Raw genomic sequence first — 20,188 nt, 5'->3', positions numbered from 1 at the left:
CGGCTCAGTCGACGTTCACCGGTCCGTCGCCCGGCCTGCGGTCCTCCTTCGCGCGCAGCTCCAGCACGCCGTTGCCCCCGCCGGTACGGCCGTCGGAGTCCTGGCCGCCGAGGTTCTGGCGGACCGAGTCGAGGATCGTCAGGCCCTGCGAGACCAGGCCGGCGGCGATCTCACCGAGGCCGTCGGCGCCGTTGAGGACGTTGACGTTGGCGCCGGCGAGGCCGCCCGCGGCCTCCTTCACGATCTGCGGAAGCTGGTCGATCAGCATCCGGTCGAGGGCCACCCGGTCGTAGGAGGCGGCCGCCTCGGCCTGGATCTTCATCCGGTCCGCCTCCGCCTTGGCGAGCAGCTTGATCCGCTCGGCCTCCGCCTCGGCGGGCTTGACGATCTCCGCCACCAGCTGCTGCTGACGCAACTCCGCCTGCCGCTGGGCCAGTTCGGTCTGCGCGGCGAGCACCTCCTGCTGGGCGTGGGCCTGCGCCAGCGGACCGGCCTGCGCGGCCTCGGCCTGCGCCCGGTCTACCTGCGCCGAGTACTCCGCCTGGACGACTGCCGTCTGCCGGGCGTACTCGGCCTGCTTGCGCGCCGCCTCCTGCTGCGCCTCGGCCGCGGTCTGGGTGGCCTGGGCCTGGGCGATCTGGGCCTGCCGCTGGATGGCCGCGCGGTGCGGCGCGGACATGGCGTCGATGTAGCCGGCGTCGCCGTCGTCGATCGACTGGATCTGCAGCGAGTCCACGATCAGACCGATCTTCGCCATCTCCGTCTTGGAGGTGTCCAGCACCTCCGCGGCGAGCTTCTGCCGCTCGGTGACGATCTCCTCGACCGTCATGGAGCCGATGATGGCCCGCAGATGACCGGCGAAGATACGGCCGGTCAGCACCGACATCTGGTCCTGGTCCGAGAGGAAACGCTGACCGGCGTTGATGATGCTCTCGGTGTCGTTGCCCACCTTGAAGGCGATCACGGCACGGACGTTCAACGCGATGCCCTGCCGGGTCACACAGGTCTCCGTGACCTCGGCCTCGCACATCGCCAGCGTGAGGAAACGGGTCTTTCGGAAGAACGGCAGCACGAACTTCCCGTGCCCCGTCACCACCCGGAACGGCGCGCCCCCCAGTCCCCGCCTGCCACCCGAGATCAGCATCGCCTCGTCTGGCGCGGGAACGCGGTAACCGAACATTCTGTTTACTCCTCAGTCAGCGTCGGCACGGTCGCCGAACGCGGCGAGTGGATCCTGCCACTCGATGACGCCGACTTCACGGCATCCCCGTGACTCGATCACGAGCACCGTCGCCCCCGTCGGCAGAGGGTCGTCCGACCAGGCGATGAAGGTCTCGGAGCCACCTCGTACGCGCACCAGGATCTCGCCGGGGCCCGCCGTTCCGCGGGTGCCCACCAGCAGCTTCCCCGTGCAGCCGATCACGGCCTCGTCCTGCGGCATCACCGGCCGACCTCCCACGCTCTGGCCCACGGTTCCGACGATAGACCCACCGGTAGCGGGGGCCTAACACCAGGGACGACTCCGCTTACGCCCACCGTTCGTGTGACGTTGCCTACGCGACCGATTGGAAGATGGGGAACCGGCAACGCTCCCTCTCATGTCTCCTACGCACATCCTCGGGAGGTTGACTCGATGACGACGGCGACCGGGACGGCGCCGGCCGGCACACCGAGGACCTCGCCCGCACCCGCGACCACCCCCACGACCAGGACCGCCAGGACCGCGGCACCCTCGCTGCCGTCCCTCACCGGACTGAGATGGATGGCCGCGCTGCTGGTCTTCGGCCTGCACGTGCACAACTTCGGCTACTTCGGCGGCACCGCCGGCCGCATAGCGACATGGGCGTTCGGGGCCGGCGGCACGGGGGTGTCGTTCTTCTTCGTGCTCTCCGGCTTCGTGCTCATGTGGTCCGCGCGGCCCGGCGACCGCGCCCCGGCCTTCTGGAGACGCCGGGTCGCCCGCATCCTCCCGGTCCATCTCGTCACCGCCGCCCTGGCCCTGCTCATGGCCTGGACGCTGCCCCGCATGGCGATGCCGACCCTGAGCCAGGGCCTGGCGAACGTCCTGCTGCTGCACTCCTGGTGGCGCCCGTGGTGGCAGACGCTCGACCCGGTCAGCTGGTCACTGGCGTGCGAGGCCTTCTTCTACGCCGCCTTCCCCCTGCTCGCGCTCCTGCTGCGCCGGCTCGGTGCCCGCGGCTCGGCGGCGCTGGCCGCCGCGTCGCTGCTGTCGGTGCTGGTGCTGGCCTGGGCCGACGCCCACCACTGGTTCGGGCAGCCGCTGTACTCCTTCCCCGCCGCCCGCCTCCCCGAGTTCGTGCTCGGCGCCGCCGTCGCCCGGCTGGTGCTCCTGGACCGCTGGCGCGGACCCGGCCTCGAGGGTTCCCTCGCCCTGGCGATCATCGGCTACTTCCTGGTACCCCAGGTGACCGCCGGCTACCCGGCGACCACCTGCACGGTCCTGGGCTTCGCCCTGCTCATCCCGGCGGCGGCCGTCGCGGACCTGCACGGCCTGCCCTCGCTGTGGCGCCACCGCCGGCTGGTGCGGCTCGGGGAGCTCTCCTTCGCCTTCTACATGGTCCATCTGCTGGTCCTGCGGGCGGGTACCGCCCTGCTGGGGGTCAAGCCCCGCTACGGCTTCGTGGAGGGCCTGACCGTCACGGCCGTGGCGTTCACCGTGTCCCTGGCGCTGTCCTGGCTGCTGTACGAGAAGGTGGAGCGCCCCGCGCGCCGGCTGCTGCTGCGCCGCCGCGGTGGACGGAAGGGAGCGGCACCGGTCAACCAATGAAGAGATGAATGACTCTTCATGTGTTCCTGTATGGTGAGCCGGTGACCTCCACCCTCACCCCACCCCGCTCCGCCTCCGCACCCGACACGGTCGCACCCCCGCGCCGCACCCGCCTCCTGGCACTGCCCGAGGCGCGCTGGGCCCTCGCCGCCACGGCCGCCTTCCTGCTCGCCCTGCCGCTTCAGCTGGCGGGGCAACCGGCCTGGCTGTGGGGGCCGTTGTACGTGCTGGCGTACGCGACCGGGGGATGGGAGCCGGGCTGGGAGGGCCTGAAGGCGCTCGCGGGGCGGACCCTCGACGTCGATCTGCTGATGGTCGTCGCCGCCCTCGGCGCGGCGGCGATCGGCCAGGTGATGGACGGCGCGCTGCTGATCGTCATCTTCGCGACCTCGGGCGCCCTCGAGGCCCTGGCCACGGCCCGCACCGCCGACTCGGTGCGAGGACTGCTCGACCTCGCACCGGCCACGGCCCGCCGGATCGCTCCGGACGGCACCGAACAGGCGGTGCCGGTCGAGGAGCTGGCGGTCGGCGACATCGTCCTCGTACGGCCGGGTGAACGCGTCGGCGCCGACGGGCGGGTACTGGACGGGGCGAGCGAGGTCGACCAGGCGAGCATCACCGGCGAGCCGCTGCCCGCGGCCAAGGAACCCGGCGACGAGGTGTTCGCGGGGACCGTCAACGGCACGGGCGCACTGCGCGTCCGCGTCGAACGCGACGCCTCCGACTCGGTGATCGCCCGGATCGTCCGCATGGTCGAGGAGGCGTCCGAGACCAAGGCGCCGACCCAGCTGTTCATCGAGAAGGTCGAACAGCGCTACTCGCTCGGCATGGTGGCGGCGACGCTCGCGGTGTTCCTGGTGCCGATCGCCCTCGGCGACGACCTCAAGGGCGCGCTGCTGCGGGCCATGACCTTCATGATCGTCGCCTCGCCGTGCGCGGTCGTACTGGCCACCATGCCGCCCCTGCTGTCGGCCATCGCCAACGCCGGCCGGCACGGCGTGCTGGTGAAGTCCGCGGTCGTGATGGAACGGCTCGGACAGGTCGACGCCGTGGCGCTGGACAAGACCGGCACGCTCACCGAGGGCTTCCCCCGGGTGACCGACGTCCGGCCGCTGCCCGGATCGGGCCTGGGGGAGCGGGAGCTGACGATTCTGGCGGCCGCCGCCGAGCACCCCAGCGAGCATCCGCTGGCGCGGGCCGTCGTGGCGGCGGCACGGGAGCGTGGACTGGCGCTGCCGCCCGCCGAGGACTTCGGCTCCACCCCCGGGGTGGGGGTCGTGGCGACCGTCGACGGACGCCGGGTCGAGGTCGGCGCCCCCGCCCGGCTGCTCTCCGGAGCGGACGACGCCGGGGCCGCCCTGGCGGCGGTGCTCGCGGCCGAGACGGAGGAGCGCGGACGTACCGCCGTCCTGGTCCTCGCCGACGGGGCCCCCGTCGGCGTCCTGGGCCTGGCCGACCGGCTGCGGCCCGACGCCGCCGCGACGGTCGCCTCCCTCACCGCCCTCACCCGCACCGCCCCCCTGCTGCTGACCGGCGACAACCCGCGGGCGGCGGCGCACCTGGCCGCGGAGGCCGGCATCGAGGACGTCCGGGCGGGGCTGCTGCCGCAGCACAAGGTGGGCGCCGTGCGGGAGTTGGAGGCCGTCGGCCGCAAGGTCCTGGTCGTCGGCGACGGCGTCAACGACGCGCCCGCCCTGGCCGCCGCGCACGCCGGTGTCGCCATGGGCCGGGCAGGCTCGGACCTGGCGCTGGAGACCGCGGACGCGGTGGTCGTGCGCGACGAGCTCGCCGCCGTGCCCGCCGTCGTCGCCCTCTCCCGCCGGGCCCGGCGACTGGTCGTGCAGAACCTGGTGATCGCCGGGGTGTTCATCGCCGGCCTGGTCGCCTGGGACCTCGCGGGCACGCTGCCGCTGCCGCTCGGGGTCGCGGGCCACGAGGGCTCGACCGTGATCGTCGGCCTGAACGGACTGCGCCTGCTGCGGGAGCGGGCGTGGGGGCGAGCCCTGATCGAGGGCGCCTGACGCCGTGCCGCCCTCGGGGCGGCAGGCCGCGGATCAGGTGCCGGCCGACGGCCGGGCCAGCGGGCGCGCCGCCGGGCCCGGCACGACCGTGACCTCGGTGGGGGAGAGGGCGGTGTGCTCGTCCGGGCACTCGACCACGACGCGCACTGGGGCGCCGCAGTCCCGGTGCCGGATGTCGAGCGTCGGGCCCTCGGGGTCCCCGACGTAGGTCTCGCCCCACTGCCGCAACGCCACCAGCACGGGCCACAGATCGCGGCCCTTGGGCGTGAGGCGGTACTCGTTCCGGGTCCGGCTGCCGTGCTCCTGATAGGGGACGGTCCGCAGGACGCCGGCCGCGACCAGCTTGCGCAGCCGGTCGGCGAGCACCGCCTCGGACAGCCCCACATGGCGGCGGAAGTCGTCGAAGCGGCGTACCCCGTTGAAGGCGTCGCGCAACAGCAGCAGCGTCCACTTCTCGCCGACCAGGTCGAGGGTGCGCTGCACCGGGCAGTTCTCGGTGCTCATCTCGAGCCACTTCATACGGCCATCGTAGGGCACCTGGCTTCGACATTGACAGTCAGCGGAGCGGAAGCTAGCTTCGGCGAACAGAGTCAGACGGCCCCGGAGGACCGGACGACGGCGTCGGAGGCCTCGCGGGCCAAGGAGGAAGCGCAGCCGCATGGAACGCTCACGTACGTACGACTGGGACGACCCCGCGATCTCCGCGGCCACCGTCGGCCAGGGCTCCGGCCTGCACTTCCTGCGCGAGATCCTCGCCGGCCGGCTGCCCGCGCCGCCGATCGCCGCCACCCTGGGCATGGACCTCGAAGAGGTCGACCACGGGCACGCCGTGTTCTCGCTGGAGCCCGGCGAGGAGCACTACAACCCCATCGGCAGCGTCCACGGCGGCGTCTACGCGACGATGCTCGACTCCGCGGCGGGCTGCGCCGTGCAGTCCACCCTCCCGCAGGGCGTGGCCTACACCTCGCTCGACCTCACCGTGAAGTTCCTGCGCCCGATCACCGCCGACACCGGCAAGGTCCGTGCCGTCGGCAGCGTCCTCAGCAGCGGCCGGCGCACCGCGCTCGCCGAGGCGCAGCTCTTCGACTCCGCCGACCGGCTCCTCGCGCACGCCACCAGCAGCTGCATGCTGTTCCCGGTCCCGGGCGCCTGAGTCGCCGGACACCGCGCAGGGCGCGCGCACCCGGAAGTCCCCCCTCCGCCGCCCAGCCATTGCGGGCCGGACCCGCGCCCCCGAGTCTGGGAGCGATGCCGGGCCTACGAGGAGGCGGCGATGGCGGCGGACAGCGGCACGGCGGGCGGCGAACGGCAGCGGCTCGAAGAGGCCGACACCGGACGGGCGGCCTGGCGCCGCTGGGGCCCCTACCTCAGCGAACGCCAGTGGGGGACCGTACGGGAGGACTACAGCACGAACGGCGACGCCTGGTCCTCCTTCACCCACGACCAGGCCCGCTCCCGCGCCTACCGGTGGGGCGAGGACGGCATCGCCGGAGTCAGCGACGACAAGCAGCGGCTGTGCTTCGCGCTCGCCCTGTGGAACGGCCGCGACCCGATCCTCAAGGAGCGGATGTTCGGCCTGACCAACCAGGAGGGCAACCACGGCGAGGACGTCAAGGAGTACTACTTCCACCTCGACTCCACGCCCACGCACTCCTACATGAAGTACCTGTACAAGTACCCGCAGGGCGAGTTCCCCTACACCGACCTCGTCGACACCAACCGCGCCCGCACCCGCCACGACTTCGAGTACGAACTGCTCGACACCGGCGTCTTCGACGAGGACCGCTACTTCGACGTCTTCGTCGAGTACGCCAAGGCCGGCCCCGAGGACCTGCTGATCGAGATCACCGCGCACAACCGCGGACCCGACCCGGCGACCCTCCACCTGCTGCCGACCCTCTGGTTCCGGCACACCTGGTCCTGGGCCGGCGGGAGCGCCGTACCGAGCCTGAGCCTGACCCCGGACGCCGTCCGTGCCGACCACGAGGAACTCGGCACCCGCCGGCTGTACTGCGACACCGACGCCGAGGCCCTGTTCACCGAGAACGAGACGAACAACGAGCGCGTCTTCGGCATCCCGAACCCCACCCCGTACGTGAAGGACGGCATCGACCGCCGCGTCGTCCACGGCGACACCGCGGCCGTCAACCCCGACCGGACCGGCACCAAGGCCGCCCTGCACAGCGTCCTCACCCTCCCCGCGGGCGGGAGCGCGACCGTCCGGTTGCGGCTGACCGACCGCGAACCGGCCGACCCCTGGGCGGACTTCGCGGCGACGATGGACCTGCGCCGAGCCGAGGCCGACGCCTTCTTCGACAGCGTCGTCCCGGACGGCATGGACGAGGACGAGCGCCGGGTCGTCCGCCAGGCCCTCGCCGGCATGCTGTGGAGCAAGCAGTACTACTACCTCGACGTCGAACGCTGGCTCGCCGAACACGGCGTGGACCCCCTCGCGGGTGACCCCGGCATCCGCAACAGCGCCTGGTACCACATGGTCAACGACGCGGTCATCTCGATGCCGGACACCTGGGAGTACCCCTGGTTCGCGGCCTGGGACCTCGCCTTCCACACCATCGCCCTGTCGATGGTCGACATCGGCTTCGCCAAGTCCCAGCTGGAGCTGCTGCTGCGCCGCCTGTACCTGCACCCCAACGGCCAGATCCCGGCCTACGAATGGAACTTCGGCGACGTCAACCCGCCGGTGCACGCCTGGGCCGTGCTGTTCGTCCACGAACTGGAGAAGCACCGCACCGGCAAGGCCGACCGCGCCTTCCTGGAGAACGCCTTCCAGAAGCTGATGAAGAACTTCACCTGGTGGCTCAACCGCAAGGACGTCGACGGCAACAACGTCTTCCAGGGCGGCTTTTTGGGCCTGGACAACATCGGCGTCTTCGACCGCAGCGCCCCGCTGCCCACCGGCGGCCACATCGACCAGGCCGACGGCACCGCGTGGATGGCGCTGTACTGCCAGAACCTCCTGGAGATCGCCGTCGAACTCGCCGTGGACAACCCGGTCTACATCGAGCAGGCGCAGATGCTCTTCGAGCACTTCGCCTGGATCGCCGTCGCCATGAACCGCATCGGCAAGGACAACGCCGGCCTCTGGGACGAGGAGGACGGCTTCTTCTACGACGTGCTGCGGCTGCCCGACGGCAGCGCGACCCGGCTGAAGGTGCGCTCCCTGGTCGGCCTGCTGCCGCTCGCGGCGACCAGTGTGCTCGGCGGCCACGCCGACCGCAGCTTCCCCGAACTGGTCGAGGGGGCGAAGGAGTTCATCCGGCGCCACCCGGCCGTCGAGGCCGTCGTCACCCAGCACCTCGACGCCGATCCCGCGCACCACGGCCGGTATCTGTTCGCCCTGTTCGGCGAGGACCGGCTGCGCCGCGTCCTGGCCCGCATGCTGGACGAGGAGGAGTTCCTCGGCCCGCACGGCATCCGGTCCCTCTCCCGCCACCACGCGGCCCACCCGTACACCTTCGAGGTGCACGGCGAGACGTACGGCGTGGGCTATCTGCCCGCCGAGTCCGACTCCGGCATGTTCGGCGGCAACTCCAACTGGCGCGGTCCGGTGTGGTTCCCGATGAACCTGCTGCTGATCCGCGCCCTGCTCAACCTGCACGCCTACCACGGCCCCGGCTTCACCGTGGAGTGCCCGACCGGCTCCGGCCGGCTCATGAACCTCTACGAGGTCGCCCGCGAGATCTCGAACCGGCTCACCGCCACCTTCCTGCGCGGCGAGGACGGCCACCGCCCGGTGCACGGCGCCCAGGCGAAGTTCGCCAAGGACCCGCACTGGAAGGACCTGATCCTCTTCTACGAGTACTTCCACGGCGACAACGGCGCCGGTCTCGGCGCCTCCCACCAGACCGGCTGGACCGGCCTGGTCGCGGCCACCGCCACCGTGTTCCACACCGTCAGCGCCGAGGACTGGCACCGCGGCGCCCGGGAGTCCCTGCGGCCGACGGACGCCCCCCGCACCGCCGACGACGAACACTTCACCGTGGACGAGGAGGAGCCGTTCTCATGACGGTGATCTACGAGGTCAACACCCTGATCTGGCTCGGTGAGCTGAGCACCCGCCACGGCCGCCGCGTCACCCTCGGGGACGTGCCCGGCGAGGCATGGGACGAGATCGCCCGGCCCGGGATCGACACCGTCTGGCTGATGGGCGTGTGGCAGCGCAGCCCGGCCGGCCTCGCCATCGCCCTGCGCGACCAGGCACTCCTCGCCTCCTTCCGCGAGGCGCTGCCCGACCTCACCGAGGCCGACATCACCGGATCGCCCTACTGCGTACGCGACTACGTGGTCGACCCCGGCCTCGGCGGACCCGACGGCCTCGCCGAGGCGCGCGCCCGACTCCGCTCCCGCGGGCTGCGGTTGCTCGTCGACTACGTCCCCAACCACGTCGCCCCCGACCACCCCTGGCTCACCGCGCACCCCGAGCGCCTGGTCCGGGGCACCGAGGAGGACCTGGCCCGCTCGCCCGAGGGCTTCCTGGAGGTCGGCGGGCGGATCTACGCCAACGGCCGCGACCCGTACTTCGCGCCCTGGCACGACGTGGTCCAGCTCGACGCGTTCGGCGCGGACCTGCGCACCGCGACCGTGGACACCCTCGTCTCCATCGGCGACCAGGCGGACGGCGTGCGCTGCGACATGGCGATGCTGCTCATGAACGACGTGTTCGCCAAGACCTGGGGCGACCGGGTCGGCCCGCCGCCCGCCGCGGACTTCTGGCCGTACGTCCTCCCGCGCGTGCGCGCCCGCCACCCCGGCATGCTCTTCGTGGCGGAGGCCTACTGGGACCTCGAACACGCCCTCCAGGAGCAGGGTTTCGACCACTGCTACGACAAGCGCCTCTACGACCGCCTCGTCCACGAGGACGCCGAGTCGGTCCGCGCCCACCTCCGGGCCGACCTCGCCCACCAGCGCGGCCTGGTCCGCTTCCTGGAGAACCACGACGAACCCCGCGCCGCCGCCACCCTGCCCGGCGGCCGGGAACCCGCCGCGGCCGTCACCGTCGCCACCCTGCCCGGCGCCACCCTCTGGCACGAGGGCCAGTTCGAGGGCCGCACGGTCCGCCCGCCGGTGTTCCTCGACCGCCGCCCACCGGAACCGGTCGACGAGGAACTCCGCGCCTTCTACGCCCGGTTGCTGCCTGCCGCAGCCGCCGTCCGCGACGGCGAGTGGCGGCTGCTGACCACCACCGGCTGGCCCGACAACGACACCCACCGCAACCTGCTCGCCTGGACCTGGACCGGCGCCGACACCCGCCACGTCGTGATCGTCAACCACTCCGACGCCCCGGCCCAGGGCCAGGTCCCGCTGCCCTGGCCCGACCTCGCCGGCCGGCCCCGCCGGCTCACCGACCTGCTCACGGACCAGGCGTACGACCGCGACGGCGACGCCCTGCTCGGGCCCGGCCTCTTCGTCGACCTGCCCGCCCGGCACTCCCACGTGCTCGCCGTGACCTGAAGAGGGCCGTGGTAGGAAGCGACCATGACGAACCGCACCATCCTCCTCCCGCCCGGGGGCGTCCGATGACCGCCGGCATCGACACCCCCGACCGTCGCGGCCGCACCGGCCTGGACAGGACCGGCCTCGACCTGACCGGCAACCCCCGCGTGAGGGTGCGCGAGGTGAAACTGCTCTCCAGCCACTGGTACGTCGAGCGCGCCACCACCTTCGACCTCCGGCGCGCCGACGGCAGCTGGTCCACCCAGCAGCGCGAGACCCACGACCGCGGCAACGGCGCCACCATGCTGCTGTACGACACCGAGCGGGAAACCGTCCTGCTCACCCGGCAGTTCCGCTTCCCCGTCTACGTCAACGGCCACCCCGACGGCATGCTGATCGAAACCCCCGGCGGCCTCCTCGACGACGATGACGAACACCCCGAACTCGCCGTGCGCCGCGAGGTCGTGGAGGAGACCGGCCACACCATCGGCGAGGTCCGGCACGTCTTCGACGTCTACATGAGCCCCGGCTCCGTCACCGAACGCGTCAGCTTCTACGCCGCCGCCTACGGCCCCTCGACCCGCACCCACGAGGGCGGCGGACTCCACGAGGAGGGCGAGGACATCGAGATCGTCGAACTGCCCTTCCGCCGCGCCCTGGAGATGATCCGCACCGGCGGGATCAACGACGCCAAGACCATCATGCTGCTCCAATGGGCCGCCCTGGAGGGGCCGTTCGCCAAGTAGCGCGCACCCCCTTGACTTGAAGTGCGCTTCAGGAACGAGACTCCCGTTCGTGCCCGCACCTCCGCGCGGGCACGAACGGGAGGACATCCATGAGGTACCGCACGATCGGAACCGCCCCCGGCACCCGCCGCGAGGTCAGCGTCCTGGCCCTCGGCGCGATGCTCTTCGGCTCCCGCACCGACGAGAAGACGTCCTTCGCCGTCCTCGACCGCTACGTGGAGGCCGGCGGCACCTTCATCGACACGTCCGACAACTACGCCTTCTGGGAGGACGGTGGCCAGGGCGGCCAGAGCGAGGAACTCCTCGGCCGCTGGCGGCGCAGCCGCGGCGTCGGCGACGAGATCCTGATCGCGACCAAGCTCGGGGCCCGCCCGCTCGCCCCCGGCACCGACTACGTCGACAACCCGGAGGGGCTGTCCGCGAAGGTGATCCGCGAGTCCGCCGAGCGCAGCCGCGAACGCCTCGGCGTGGACCGGCTGGATCTGCTCTACGCCCACATCGACGACCACACCGTCCCGCAGCGCGAAACCATCGAGGCCTTCGCCCGACTGGTCGCCGAGGGCGCGGTGGGCCTGCTCGGGGTCAGCAACCAGGCCGTGTGGCGGGTGGAGCGGGCCCGGGCGATCGCGGCGGCGGCCGGACTGCCCGGCTACGAGGTGCTCCAGTACGAGCACAGCTACCTGCGGCCCCGCCTCGACGTGCCCGGCGGCCTCTTCCCCGACGGCAGCCTCGGTGCCGTAGGCCCCGAGATGCTCGGCTACCTGCGGGCCGAGCCCGGCCTCACCCTGGTCGCCTACTCGCCCCTGCTGAAGGGGGCGTACGTCCGCCCGGACCGGCTCCCGGCCGAGTACGACCACCCGGGTACCCCGGCCCGTCTCGCCGCGCTCCGCGAGGTGGCGCGGGAGACCGGTGCCACCGTCAACCAGGTGGTCCTGGCCTGGCAGCTCGGTGGCGCCCTGCCGGTCGTGCCGCTGGTCGGCGCGTCCTCGGTGGCCCAGCTGGAGGAGAGCCTGGCCGCGGTGGACCTGGAGCTGTCGGACGACCAGCGATTCCGGCTGGACTCGGCGCACTGAGGCAACCCGGCCCTCTTTTCCACAGTCTCTAGAAACGGTTGCATTTCGATGCATACGGTCGGTGGGGCCGCCGTACGAGAGACGGGGGAGTCTTGCTGCACAGGGAGACACGGCGCTGGGACGGCGCCGACAGGGGACTGGACGGCGACGGGGCCGCGGACCACATACCCGGGCGCCGGACCGAACGGCCGCGCGCCGCGTGGTGGTGGCGCGTCGCGCTGTTCGTCTGGCGCACCCTGCGGGGCGAGTGGGACGGCATCATCGCCGATCCGCTGCGCCAACTCAGACGCCGGGGACTGCCCGCCCTCTCGCTGGCCTTCCTGGCCGCCGGCGGCGTGATCTTCTTCCACGCCATCGCACAGCACCGCACCGGCGCCACCGTGGTGCGGCTGCTCGGCGGCGTCTACGCCGACCTGCCGCTGTGGCTCGCGCTGCTGCGCACGCCCGTGTCCCTGTACGTGCCGGCCCTGGACCTGCCGGTGTGGGCGGGCATCACCCAGCTCTTCCTCGCCTTCGCGCTGGCCGAACTCGCCCTGGGCCGGGCCAGGACCCTCGTCATCTCCTACGCCACCACGCTCGCCGGCACCCTCATGGTGCGGGTGATGCTCGCCATCGGGCCGGCCTGGCACGGCATCGGGCTGCCGCCGGAGGTCGGCCAGGTGCTCGACACGGGACCGTCGGCAGCCGTCGTGGGCCTGTTCACCTACATCTCGGTGGTCCGGCGGGCGCCCATCGTGTTCACCCTCACCGGCGGCTCGATGGTCTGGGAGTCGATCGCCGTACCCAACCTGGCCGGCCGCGAGCACCTGATCGCGGTCGGTGCCGCGATCGCCCTGGCCCTGTTCCACGAGTCCCGCCGCAACCGCAGGCGCCCGCGCCACGAGCCGATGCCCCCGGTCGTCTCGGGGCCCGTGCCGGCCAGGCCGGTCATGCCGCCGGGCCGGCCGTCCCTGCTGGCGTAGGCCCGCTCAGACCTCGTCCACGGTGAAGACCATGCTGCGGACGGCGGTGAACTCCTGGAGTCGTTCGGAGTCCGCCGCACAGGCCCGGCCCTCGGGGGAGGCGAACGCCGCGCGCAGTGCGTCCAGGCTGTCCCATTCGAGCATGCCGACCAGGTAGTACGGCGCCCCGCCGCGGACGGCCGTGACGCCGGTGCCGACGGTGTAGCGGCGCAGCCCGGGCAGCTTGTGGGCCAGCGGGAGGTGGACCTCGCGGTAGTGCCGTTCGAAGGCCGCGGGGTCGTCGGGAGTGTCGTACAGGGCGAGGAAACGCGCCGTCATGTCAGATGTCCTCTCGATCGGTGGTCACCGGTACGTACCGGCGCCACCGCGCGGACTCATCGCGCTTCGGCACATTCCTTGGCGGAGATCTCCGGCGGCAGGCCGAACGCCTCGAACACCCGCGGATCGGCGAAGACGACATTGCGCGCGATCCGCCCGCCGGTCACCGTGAACACCTGCAACGTGTGCAGCCGGAACCCGCCCTGCGCGGTGGGCGCGTACGCGGCGAACGCGGGCTCGCCGCCCGCGCCGAGGTGCCGCACCCTCCACCCGGTGCCGCGCATCTCGAAGACCCGCTCCATGAACCGGCCGTAGTCGCGCCGGCCCCGGTACCACAGCGGCACCGGCGGCATCTCCAGGACCGCGTCGTCGGTCAGCAGCCGCACCAGCGCGGGCACGTCCGCGGCCTCGAAGGCCCGCGCGTAGCGCCGAACCGCCTCCCGTGCCCCGGCGTCGTCCGGCTCGCCGATCCCGCCCGGGTCACCCACCTCGGCTACCGCCGCCCGGGCCCGCTGCAGGGCGCTGTTGACCGCGGCGACCGTGGTCCCGAGCTGCTCGGCGACCTCCGCGGCGCTGAACTGAAGCACCTCCCGCAGCACCAGCACCGCCCGCTGCCGCGCCGGCAGCACCTGCATCGCGGCCACCAGCGCCAGCCGCAGATCGGCCCGCGCGTCGACGTCGTACCGTGCGTCGGGGAACGGCTGGAGCCACGGGATGTCGAAGGCCGGCGTCAGCGGCGCCCCCGGGTCCTCGCTCGGCGCCCCGAGCCCCGACGGCAGCGGCCGCCGCGCCCGCCCCTCCAGTGCCGTCAGGCACACGTTCGTCGCGATGCGGTACAGCCATGTGCGCACCGACGCGCGCGAGGCGTCGTAGCGGTCCCGGGCCTTCCAGGCGCGCAGCATCGTCTCCTGCACCAGGTCCTCGGCCTCGTGGAACGAACCCGACATCCGATAGCAGTACGCGACCAGCTCGCCCCGGTACGGCTCAAGCTCCATGGGGTCATCATGGCCCCATGAGTGGACTCCGCACCGCACAGTCCGTCCGCAGCACCCCCGAAGGTCTCCTGTGGGAACCGAGCGAACGCTGGGTGCGAGGCCGCAAGGGCGACGTGACCGTCGTCGACAGCCGGCACCCCGTCCTCGTCTGGGAGCCGTCGCTGCCCGTACCGCAGTACGCCTTCCCCCGCGGCGACGTACGCGAGGACCTGCTGCGCCCCGCGAGGAACCCGCGGCCGGGCGCCCACAGCGGATCGAAGATCTTCTACGACCTCGACGTCGACGGCGAGCTGCTGGAGAACGCCGCCTGGACGTTCCCGGGCGCCGACCTGGCCGGGCACATCGCCTTCGAGTGGTTCGGGCGCAGCGGCAGGGGCCTGGACCACTGGTACGAGGAGGAGGAAGAGATCTTCGTCCACCCCCGCGACCCGCACAAACGGGTGGACGCCATCCCGAGCAGCCGCCATGTGCAGGTGAGCGTCGACGGCACGCTCGTCGCGGACACCCACCGGCCGGTGCTGCTCTTCGAGACCGGCCTGCCCACCCGCTACTACATCCCGCGCGAGGACGTCCGCATGGACCTGCTCACCGCGAGCGGCCACCACACCGCCTGCCCCTACAAGGGCGTCGCCGAGTACTGGTCGACGGACGGCGGGGCGAACCTCGTCTGGAGCTACCCGGAGCCGCTGCCCGCCGTGGCGGCGATCCAGGGGCTGCTCGCCTTCTACAACGAGGTCGTCGACATCACCGTGGACGGCGAGCGGAGGGAACGCCCCGTCACGCCGTTCAGCGCGATGCTCACACAGAGCAGCCGACGTGGGCGAGGGCCTGCCTGAGCAGCACTCCGTGGCCGCCCGGCATCTCGCTCTGCACGGCCTGCGACATCGCCTCCTGCGGGCTGAACCAGACCAGGTCCAGGGCGTCCTGGCGGGGCCGGCAGTCGCCGGTGACCGGCACCACGTAGGCCAGGGACACCGCGTGCTGGCGCGGGTCGTGGTACGGCGTGATGCCCTGGGTCGGGAAGTACTCGGCGACCGTGAAGGGCTGCAGCGAGGTCGGGATCCGGGGCAGCGCCACCGGGCCGAGGTCCTTCTCCAGGTGGCGCAGCAGGGCGTCCCGCACCCGCTCGTGGTGCAGTACCCGGCCGGAGACCAGGGTCCGGCTGACCGTGCCGTCCGGCCCGATGCGCAGCAGCAGGCCGACGCTGGTGACTTCGCCGCTGTCGTCGACCCGCACGGGCACGGCCTCGACGTACAGGATCGGCATGCGCGCACGCGTCATCTCCAGCTCGTCGGAGGAGAGCCAGCCGGGCGTGGTTTCGGTCATGTCAGACATTGCTTGATCATACTTTCAGGAGGTGCCGGGAAGGCGGTAGACCTGACGGGCGTTGTGTGCTCCTGCCCACTCCGCGACGCGCAACGCGTCCGGCAGGTCCAGTTCGTCACTGTCCACCCGGTCCTGCAGCAGACCGGCCAGACCACGGCGGAAGGCGAGCGCGCCCAGGAAGTGGAACTCGGCCACACCGTAGGCGTCGGAGCTGTACAGCAGTTTGCGGAACGGGGTGATCTCCAGGGCCTCCTCCAGCACGGCCCGGGACCGTGCCGGGCCCACGAAGTGCAGGGCGAGCCCCACATCCAGGTAGACCTGCTCGAACACCGTGGCCAGATAGGCGGCCTGGCGCTGGTACGGCCAGCAGTGCAGCAGCAGGACCGGGATCGTGCCGGCGGTCAGGTGCAGCCAGTCGGTGAGGTGGGCGGGGTCCGAGCGGTGCAGCCGGATGTCGTTGTCGCCGAGGCCGACGTGCAGCTGGAGCGGCAGCCCCAGATCGACGGCGGTCCACAGCAGATGCCGTACGAGCACCGGGTCCGCCAGCCGCCCGCCGCCGCCCGCGAGCCAGTGCCGGGCCGCCTCGGTGACCTGCGCGTCCGAGGGGCGGGCCGGGTCCAGGTCGAAGCCCGTGCGGTAGGCGGCGACCGACTTCACCGCCACCACGCCCGGCCGCCGTACGGCCTCCAGCGCGGCCACCCGGAAGCCGTCCGCGTACTCGCCCGGCTCGACGCCCCGCGCCGCCACCGACTCGGCCACGCTCTCCAGCCGCACCACCTCGTACGCGGTGCCGCCCGCGGCGACGGCGAGCTCGGCCGGGGTGCTGAGGCGTTCCGGCGCGTACCCGGTGTCCACGCAGAACACGCCCGTCCCGGCGGCGGCCAGGAGCCGTCGGTGGACCTCGCGCGGGCCGAGCCCGGCGCGCCGGGCCAGGTAGTCGTCGGCCGACGCGTGGCGCGGCAGGTCCAGCAGCGGGGCGCAGTGGCGGCGGACGGCCACCCCGACGGGACTGTCGAAGGAGGAGCTCCCCGGCCACGACCCGCCCTCGGTGATCAGGTCCTCGAACTCCTGCCTGGACAGATCGGCGGTGACCACGCCGTGGCAGTGGTGGTCCACCAGCGACAGCGCCTCCAGCGCCTCCAGGACCGGTCCGCCGCTCATCTCAGTACTTCCAGCGGTAGGCCGCCGCCACCCACTCGTCGTCGTGCCCGTCGACCGCCGCGATCTCCCCCTGCCGTACGGCGATCACGGCATCGGCGAGCACCGGCCCGAGCGCGGCCCGCAGCCGTTCGTCCTTGCGGAACTCCTCGACGGCCTCGGCGAGCGAGGCCGGCAGCCGCCGTACGTCCCGTGCCGCCGCCTCCGCCGGGTCCAGGTGGGCCGGGTCGCCGGTGATCTCCTCCGGCAGCCGCAGGGAGCGGTTCATGCCGTCCAGTCCGGCCGCGATCACGCAGCCGAGGGCGAGATACGGGTTCGCGGCCAGGTCGACCGGCTTGACCTCCAGGTTCGCCGCCTGCTCCCGCAGGCCCGCCGTGCCCGTGACGACCCGCACCGCCGCCTCGCGGGTCTCGCGGCCCCAGGCGGTGAACACCCCGGCCCACTGGGACGGTTTGAGGCGCAGATAGCTCGCCGGGCTCGGCGCGGTCACGGCCGTCAGGGCGGGCAGCCGGGCGAGGATGCCGGCCGCGAAGGACTCCGCGTCGGCCGTCATGCCGTGGCGGCCCTCGCCGCCCGAGTGCAGGTTGACTCCGTCGCGCCAGGCGGAGAGGTGGAGGTGGCCGCCGTTGCCGACGCCCTCGGCGAGGACGGCCGGGGAGAACGACACCACCAGTCCGTGCCGCCCGGCCACCGCCCGGATCGTCTGCCGCACCAGCACGCTGCGGTCGGCCGCCGCCACCGGGTCCAGCGCACCCACCGAGATCTCGAACTGCCCGGCGGCGTACTCGGGATGGATCTGCTCGACCTCCACGTCCTGCGCGGCCAGCGCCGCCAGCAGGTCGGCGGTGTAGTCGCTCAACTCGACCTGGCGGGTGGCACTGTAGGCGGGTCCGGTGGTCGCGGGCACGAACTCCCCGCCCGCCGCGGGCCCTTGACCCACGCTCCACTCGATCTCGATGCCCGCCTTGAAGGACAGTCCGTGCCGCTCGGCGGCGTCGGCGACGATCCGGCGCAGGACCGTGCGGCCGCACCCCGGGTGCGGCTCGCCCTCCTGCGTGATCCGGTCGACCGGGGCCCACGCCCAGCCGGGCTGCCCGGCCAGGACGACCAGTCGGTCGAGGTCGGGGTAGAGGCGCAGATCGCCGTCCGGGGAGCCGAGGACGTCGGTGGTGACGATGGAGTCGTTCGCCAGGAAGGTGTCGAACACCGGCGACATGCCGACGCCCCACGCCGACGCCGAGGCGAGCTTCTGCGTGGGGATCGTCTTGACCCGGCCGACGCCCGCGGTGTCGACGTAGGACAGCACGATGCCGTGCACGCCCCGCCCGGACAGCTCCCCGCTCATCGCGGCGGCCCGCTGCACTTCGCCCGGGCGCCCACCGGGGACGGGATCGGCAAGGGTGGTCATACGTCCTCCTCGACGGACTCGGCCGGGCGGCTGCCGTGCGTCAGGGTTTCACGGCCACCGCGCCGAACTGCGGTACCACGGGGGGCGTTTCGGGCTCGGCGCGCCAACGGGAACAGGACACCAGGCCCGGTTCCAGGATCTCCAGGCCCTCGAAGAAGGCGGCGATGTCCTCGCCGCTGCGGGCGGTGATCGGCGGGGTGGCGTTCTCGTTCCAGAACTCCATCGCCGGGATCTGGCCGGCGCCGCCGAGGTCGTCGTCGAAGGTGGGATGGGTCAGCACGAGGTAGCTGCCGGAGGGGACCGCCGCCATGATCTCGCGCACGATCCGCCGCGCCTTCTCCACGTCCAGCACGAAGTTGAGGATGCCGAGCATCATCACCGCGACCGGCTTGGTGAGGTCCAGGGTCCGCGCGGCGCGTTCCAGGATCGCGGTCGGGTCGTGCACATCGGCGTCGATGTAGTCGGTGACGCCGCCGGGTGTGCTGGTCAGCAGGGTGCGGGCGTGCGCGAGCACGATGGGGTCGTTGTCGACGTAGACGATCCGGGCGTCGGGGGCGATGCGCTGGGCGATCTCGTGCGTGTTGTCCACGGTGGGCAGCCCGGTGCCGATGTCCAGGAACTGGCGCACTCCGCGCTCCTCGGTGAGGAAGCGCACCGCCCGGCCCAGGAACCAGCGGTCCGCGCGGGCGATGTCCCGGATGATCGGGAACATCCCGGCGACGTGCTCACCGACCTGCTGGTCGACCTCGTAGTTGTCCTTGCCGCCGATCCAGTAGTTCCACACGCGCGCGTTGTGCGCCACACCGGTGTTCAGCCGTGCCGACCCGCTCGACGGGGTGTGGCTCTCACTCACGACTCAGCTCCTTCTCGCACCACCTGCGGCCGTCGCCGCCATTGTGCCGCCCGGTGATCACGCTGTCCCGGGAATCGGCTGATCAGGTGTGCGGAATCGGCCGGTTCGGGCCGTCAGCGGTTGCGCGCGGGGCCGGGAGCGGGCGTCTTGCCCGCCTGGACCTCCTTGAGCCGCTGCGCGCCCTCGCGCACCGCCAGCTCCAGGGAGGCGTGCGCGCCGCCGCTGAGACCGCCCGCGGTGACCGTGATCGCGTCGTTGCCGACGCGCACGGCGGCCACGTCCAGGGTGAGCGTGGCGGGCTCGCCGTTCGCGGTGCCCTGCACCACCACGTGCAGACCCTGCCGGGCGTCGCCCTGGGACGGCACCGAGGACGTGGTCACCTGCACCGTCCGCTTGCCGCCCTTGGAGTCGGTCGCGGTGAACTGGTCGCACTTGACCGGCAGCGACTTCATCCAGCCCAGCGCGGCGCTCAGCCGGACCGGGTTGTAGGCGGCCACCTGGTACAGCAGACGGGAGTCGCCCTCCTCGAAACCGGCCAGCGCGGACGCGCCGGACGGCTTGCCCAGCAGGTCGTCGTCGTAGAGCGAGTTCAGCAGCCGCTGGCAGTCGGCGGCGTCCGACTTGGCGGTGAGGAAGTCGGCCACGTCGACCTTGCCGACGAGAAGGGTGTCGCCCCAGGCCGCGGCGCCCTTGACCTTGTTCCAGTCGCCCTCGAGGTCCGTCTCCGTGATCAGCGCGGCCCGCGCCCCGGCCTCGGTGAGCCGGAAGGCAGGTGTCGAGCTCGCACCCGCCTCCTCCGCGAGCGGCGAGCCGGCGATGTCCGAGGCCGCGGCACCACCCCCCTCGCCGTCGCTCGAACACGCCGCGACGGCCAGCAGCGCACCGAGGGACACGGCGGAGGCGAGGACACGGACGGGCCGGGACGGACGACGGGACATGGCGTGGCCTCCTGGGCGGGCGCGGTTTCCCTTCAGCGCACCACCGGCCCGTGCGGCCCACCAGCGCACCGGACCGTACGGGTGACCCGGCGGGCGGACGTCCGCCCAGCCGGCTACCGGCCAGTACCCCCGCCGGGTGACGGAAGGA

Annotated in this window: 19 protein-coding genes; 9 read left to right on the top strand and 10 right to left on the bottom strand. The window is 72.5% G+C overall.

The annotated features are described in order from the left end of the window. Positions 1 to 4: 4 nt before the first annotated feature. Positions 5 to 1,180, bottom strand: coding sequence for a flotillin family protein (locus ACIGDI_RS15860; protein ID WP_399896204.1), 1,176 nt, complete (start codon positions 1,178 to 1,180; stop codon positions 5 to 7). A 12-nt stretch (positions 1,181 to 1,192) separates the two neighbouring features. Beyond that, positions 1,193 to 1,441, bottom strand: a complete 249-nt coding sequence (locus ACIGDI_RS15855) for a hypothetical protein (RefSeq protein WP_142147538.1) — start codon at positions 1,439 to 1,441, stop codon at positions 1,193 to 1,195. A gap of 192 nt (positions 1,442 to 1,633) precedes the next feature. Between ACIGDI_RS15855 and ACIGDI_RS15850 the strand changes: the two genes are divergently transcribed. Together ACIGDI_RS15850 and ACIGDI_RS15845 are read left to right on the top strand one after the other, a co-directional pair. Next, positions 1,634 to 2,788: an acyltransferase family protein gene (locus ACIGDI_RS15850; RefSeq protein ID WP_399896201.1), complete on the top strand. Its 1,155-nt coding sequence runs from the start codon at positions 1,634 to 1,636 to the stop codon at positions 2,786 to 2,788. Between the two features lie 41 nt (positions 2,789 to 2,829). Next, entirely contained in the window at positions 2,830 to 4,809 is a 1,980-nt protein-coding gene (locus tag ACIGDI_RS15845; protein ID WP_399896198.1) for a heavy metal translocating P-type ATPase, read from the top strand. A 33-nt stretch (positions 4,810 to 4,842) separates the two neighbouring features. Here ACIGDI_RS15845 and ACIGDI_RS15840 read toward each other — a convergent pair whose 3' ends face one another. Then, positions 4,843 to 5,328, bottom strand: coding sequence for a helix-turn-helix domain-containing protein (locus tag ACIGDI_RS15840; protein WP_200701847.1), 486 nt, complete (start codon positions 5,326 to 5,328; stop codon positions 4,843 to 4,845). A gap of 139 nt (positions 5,329 to 5,467) precedes the next feature. On the opposite strand from ACIGDI_RS15840, the gene ACIGDI_RS15835 reads away from it, so the two are divergent. The 6 genes from ACIGDI_RS15835 to ACIGDI_RS15810 all read left to right on the top strand — a co-directional run bounded on the left by ACIGDI_RS15835 (position 5,468) and on the right by ACIGDI_RS15810 (position 13,044). Next, positions 5,468 to 5,962 carry a PaaI family thioesterase gene (locus tag ACIGDI_RS15835; protein WP_399896195.1) on the top strand — a complete coding sequence of 165 codons (495 nt, stop codon included), beginning with the start codon at positions 5,468 to 5,470 and terminating at the stop codon, positions 5,960 to 5,962. A gap of 120 nt (positions 5,963 to 6,082) precedes the next feature. Then, positions 6,083 to 8,836, top strand: a complete 2,754-nt coding sequence (locus ACIGDI_RS15830; protein ID WP_399896192.1) for an MGH1-like glycoside hydrolase domain-containing protein — start codon at positions 6,083 to 6,085, stop codon at positions 8,834 to 8,836. Beyond that, the gene (locus ACIGDI_RS15825; protein ID WP_399896189.1) at positions 8,833 to 10,281 is read left to right on the top strand and encodes an alpha-amylase family glycosyl hydrolase; all 1,449 of its coding nucleotides are present in this window, start codon (positions 8,833 to 8,835) and stop codon (positions 10,279 to 10,281) included. Before ACIGDI_RS15830 ends, ACIGDI_RS15825 begins: the two co-directional genes overlap by 4 nt. 65 nt (positions 10,282 to 10,346) lie before the next feature. Then, positions 10,347 to 11,009: an NUDIX domain-containing protein gene (locus tag ACIGDI_RS15820; RefSeq protein ID WP_399896187.1), complete on the top strand. Its 663-nt coding sequence runs from the start codon at positions 10,347 to 10,349 to the stop codon at positions 11,007 to 11,009. An 89-nt stretch (positions 11,010 to 11,098) separates the two neighbouring features. After that, on the top strand, positions 11,099 to 12,082 hold the full coding sequence (locus ACIGDI_RS15815) for an aldo/keto reductase (protein ID WP_399896184.1): 984 nt from the start codon (positions 11,099 to 11,101) through the stop codon (positions 12,080 to 12,082). Between the two features lie 218 nt (positions 12,083 to 12,300). Then, a complete protein-coding gene (locus ACIGDI_RS15810) occupies positions 12,301 to 13,044 on the top strand; it encodes a hypothetical protein (RefSeq protein WP_399897627.1) in 744 nt (247 codons plus the stop codon). A 6-nt stretch (positions 13,045 to 13,050) separates the two neighbouring features. Here the strand turns inward: ACIGDI_RS15810 and ACIGDI_RS15805 are convergent, their stop codons facing one another. Both ACIGDI_RS15805 and ACIGDI_RS15800 read right to left on the bottom strand, forming a co-directional pair. Further along, complete coding sequence (locus ACIGDI_RS15805; RefSeq protein ID WP_399896181.1) at positions 13,051 to 13,362, bottom strand: EthD family reductase; 312 nt, start codon at positions 13,360 to 13,362, stop codon at positions 13,051 to 13,053. A gap of 56 nt (positions 13,363 to 13,418) precedes the next feature. Beyond that, on the bottom strand, positions 13,419 to 14,357 hold the full coding sequence (locus ACIGDI_RS15800) for a sigma-70 family RNA polymerase sigma factor (protein WP_399896177.1): 939 nt from the start codon (positions 14,355 to 14,357) through the stop codon (positions 13,419 to 13,421). Positions 14,358 to 14,374: 17 nt separating this feature from the next. Between ACIGDI_RS15800 and ACIGDI_RS15795 the strand changes: the two genes are divergently transcribed. Next, positions 14,375 to 15,193, top strand: a complete 819-nt coding sequence (locus tag ACIGDI_RS15795; protein ID WP_399896174.1) for a DUF427 domain-containing protein — start codon at positions 14,375 to 14,377, stop codon at positions 15,191 to 15,193. On the opposite strand, the gene ACIGDI_RS15790 is transcribed toward ACIGDI_RS15795, so the two are convergent. From ACIGDI_RS15790 to ACIGDI_RS15770, 5 genes are all read right to left on the bottom strand, one after another. Continuing rightward, positions 15,156 to 15,683 carry an NUDIX hydrolase family protein gene (locus ACIGDI_RS15790; protein WP_399897624.1) on the bottom strand — a complete coding sequence of 176 codons (528 nt, stop codon included), beginning with the start codon at positions 15,681 to 15,683 and terminating at the stop codon, positions 15,156 to 15,158. The two genes, ACIGDI_RS15795 and ACIGDI_RS15790, sit on opposite strands and share 38 nt — an antisense overlap. 24 nt (positions 15,684 to 15,707) lie before the next feature. Then, complete coding sequence (locus ACIGDI_RS15785) at positions 15,708 to 16,844, bottom strand: amidohydrolase family protein (RefSeq protein WP_399896171.1); 1,137 nt, start codon at positions 16,842 to 16,844, stop codon at positions 15,708 to 15,710. A gap of 1 nt (position 16,845) precedes the next feature. Beyond that, a complete protein-coding gene (locus ACIGDI_RS15780; protein ID WP_399896168.1) occupies positions 16,846 to 18,249 on the bottom strand; it encodes a glutamine synthetase family protein in 1,404 nt (467 codons plus the stop codon). A gap of 40 nt (positions 18,250 to 18,289) precedes the next feature. Beyond that, a complete protein-coding gene (locus ACIGDI_RS15775) occupies positions 18,290 to 19,102 on the bottom strand; it encodes an SAM-dependent methyltransferase (protein ID WP_200701837.1) in 813 nt (270 codons plus the stop codon). A gap of 113 nt (positions 19,103 to 19,215) precedes the next feature. Continuing rightward, the gene (locus tag ACIGDI_RS15770; RefSeq protein ID WP_399896165.1) at positions 19,216 to 20,040 is read right to left on the bottom strand and encodes a hypothetical protein; all 825 of its coding nucleotides are present in this window, start codon (positions 20,038 to 20,040) and stop codon (positions 19,216 to 19,218) included. Between the last annotated feature and the right edge of the window lie 148 nt (positions 20,041 to 20,188).

The sequence above is a fragment of the Streptomyces sp. NPDC085900 genome, assembly GCF_044540925.1.
Lineage (GTDB): Bacteria > Actinomycetota > Actinomycetes > Streptomycetales > Streptomycetaceae > Streptomyces > Streptomyces gilvifuscus.
This window is presented reverse-complemented; position numbering and strand designations above follow the sequence as displayed.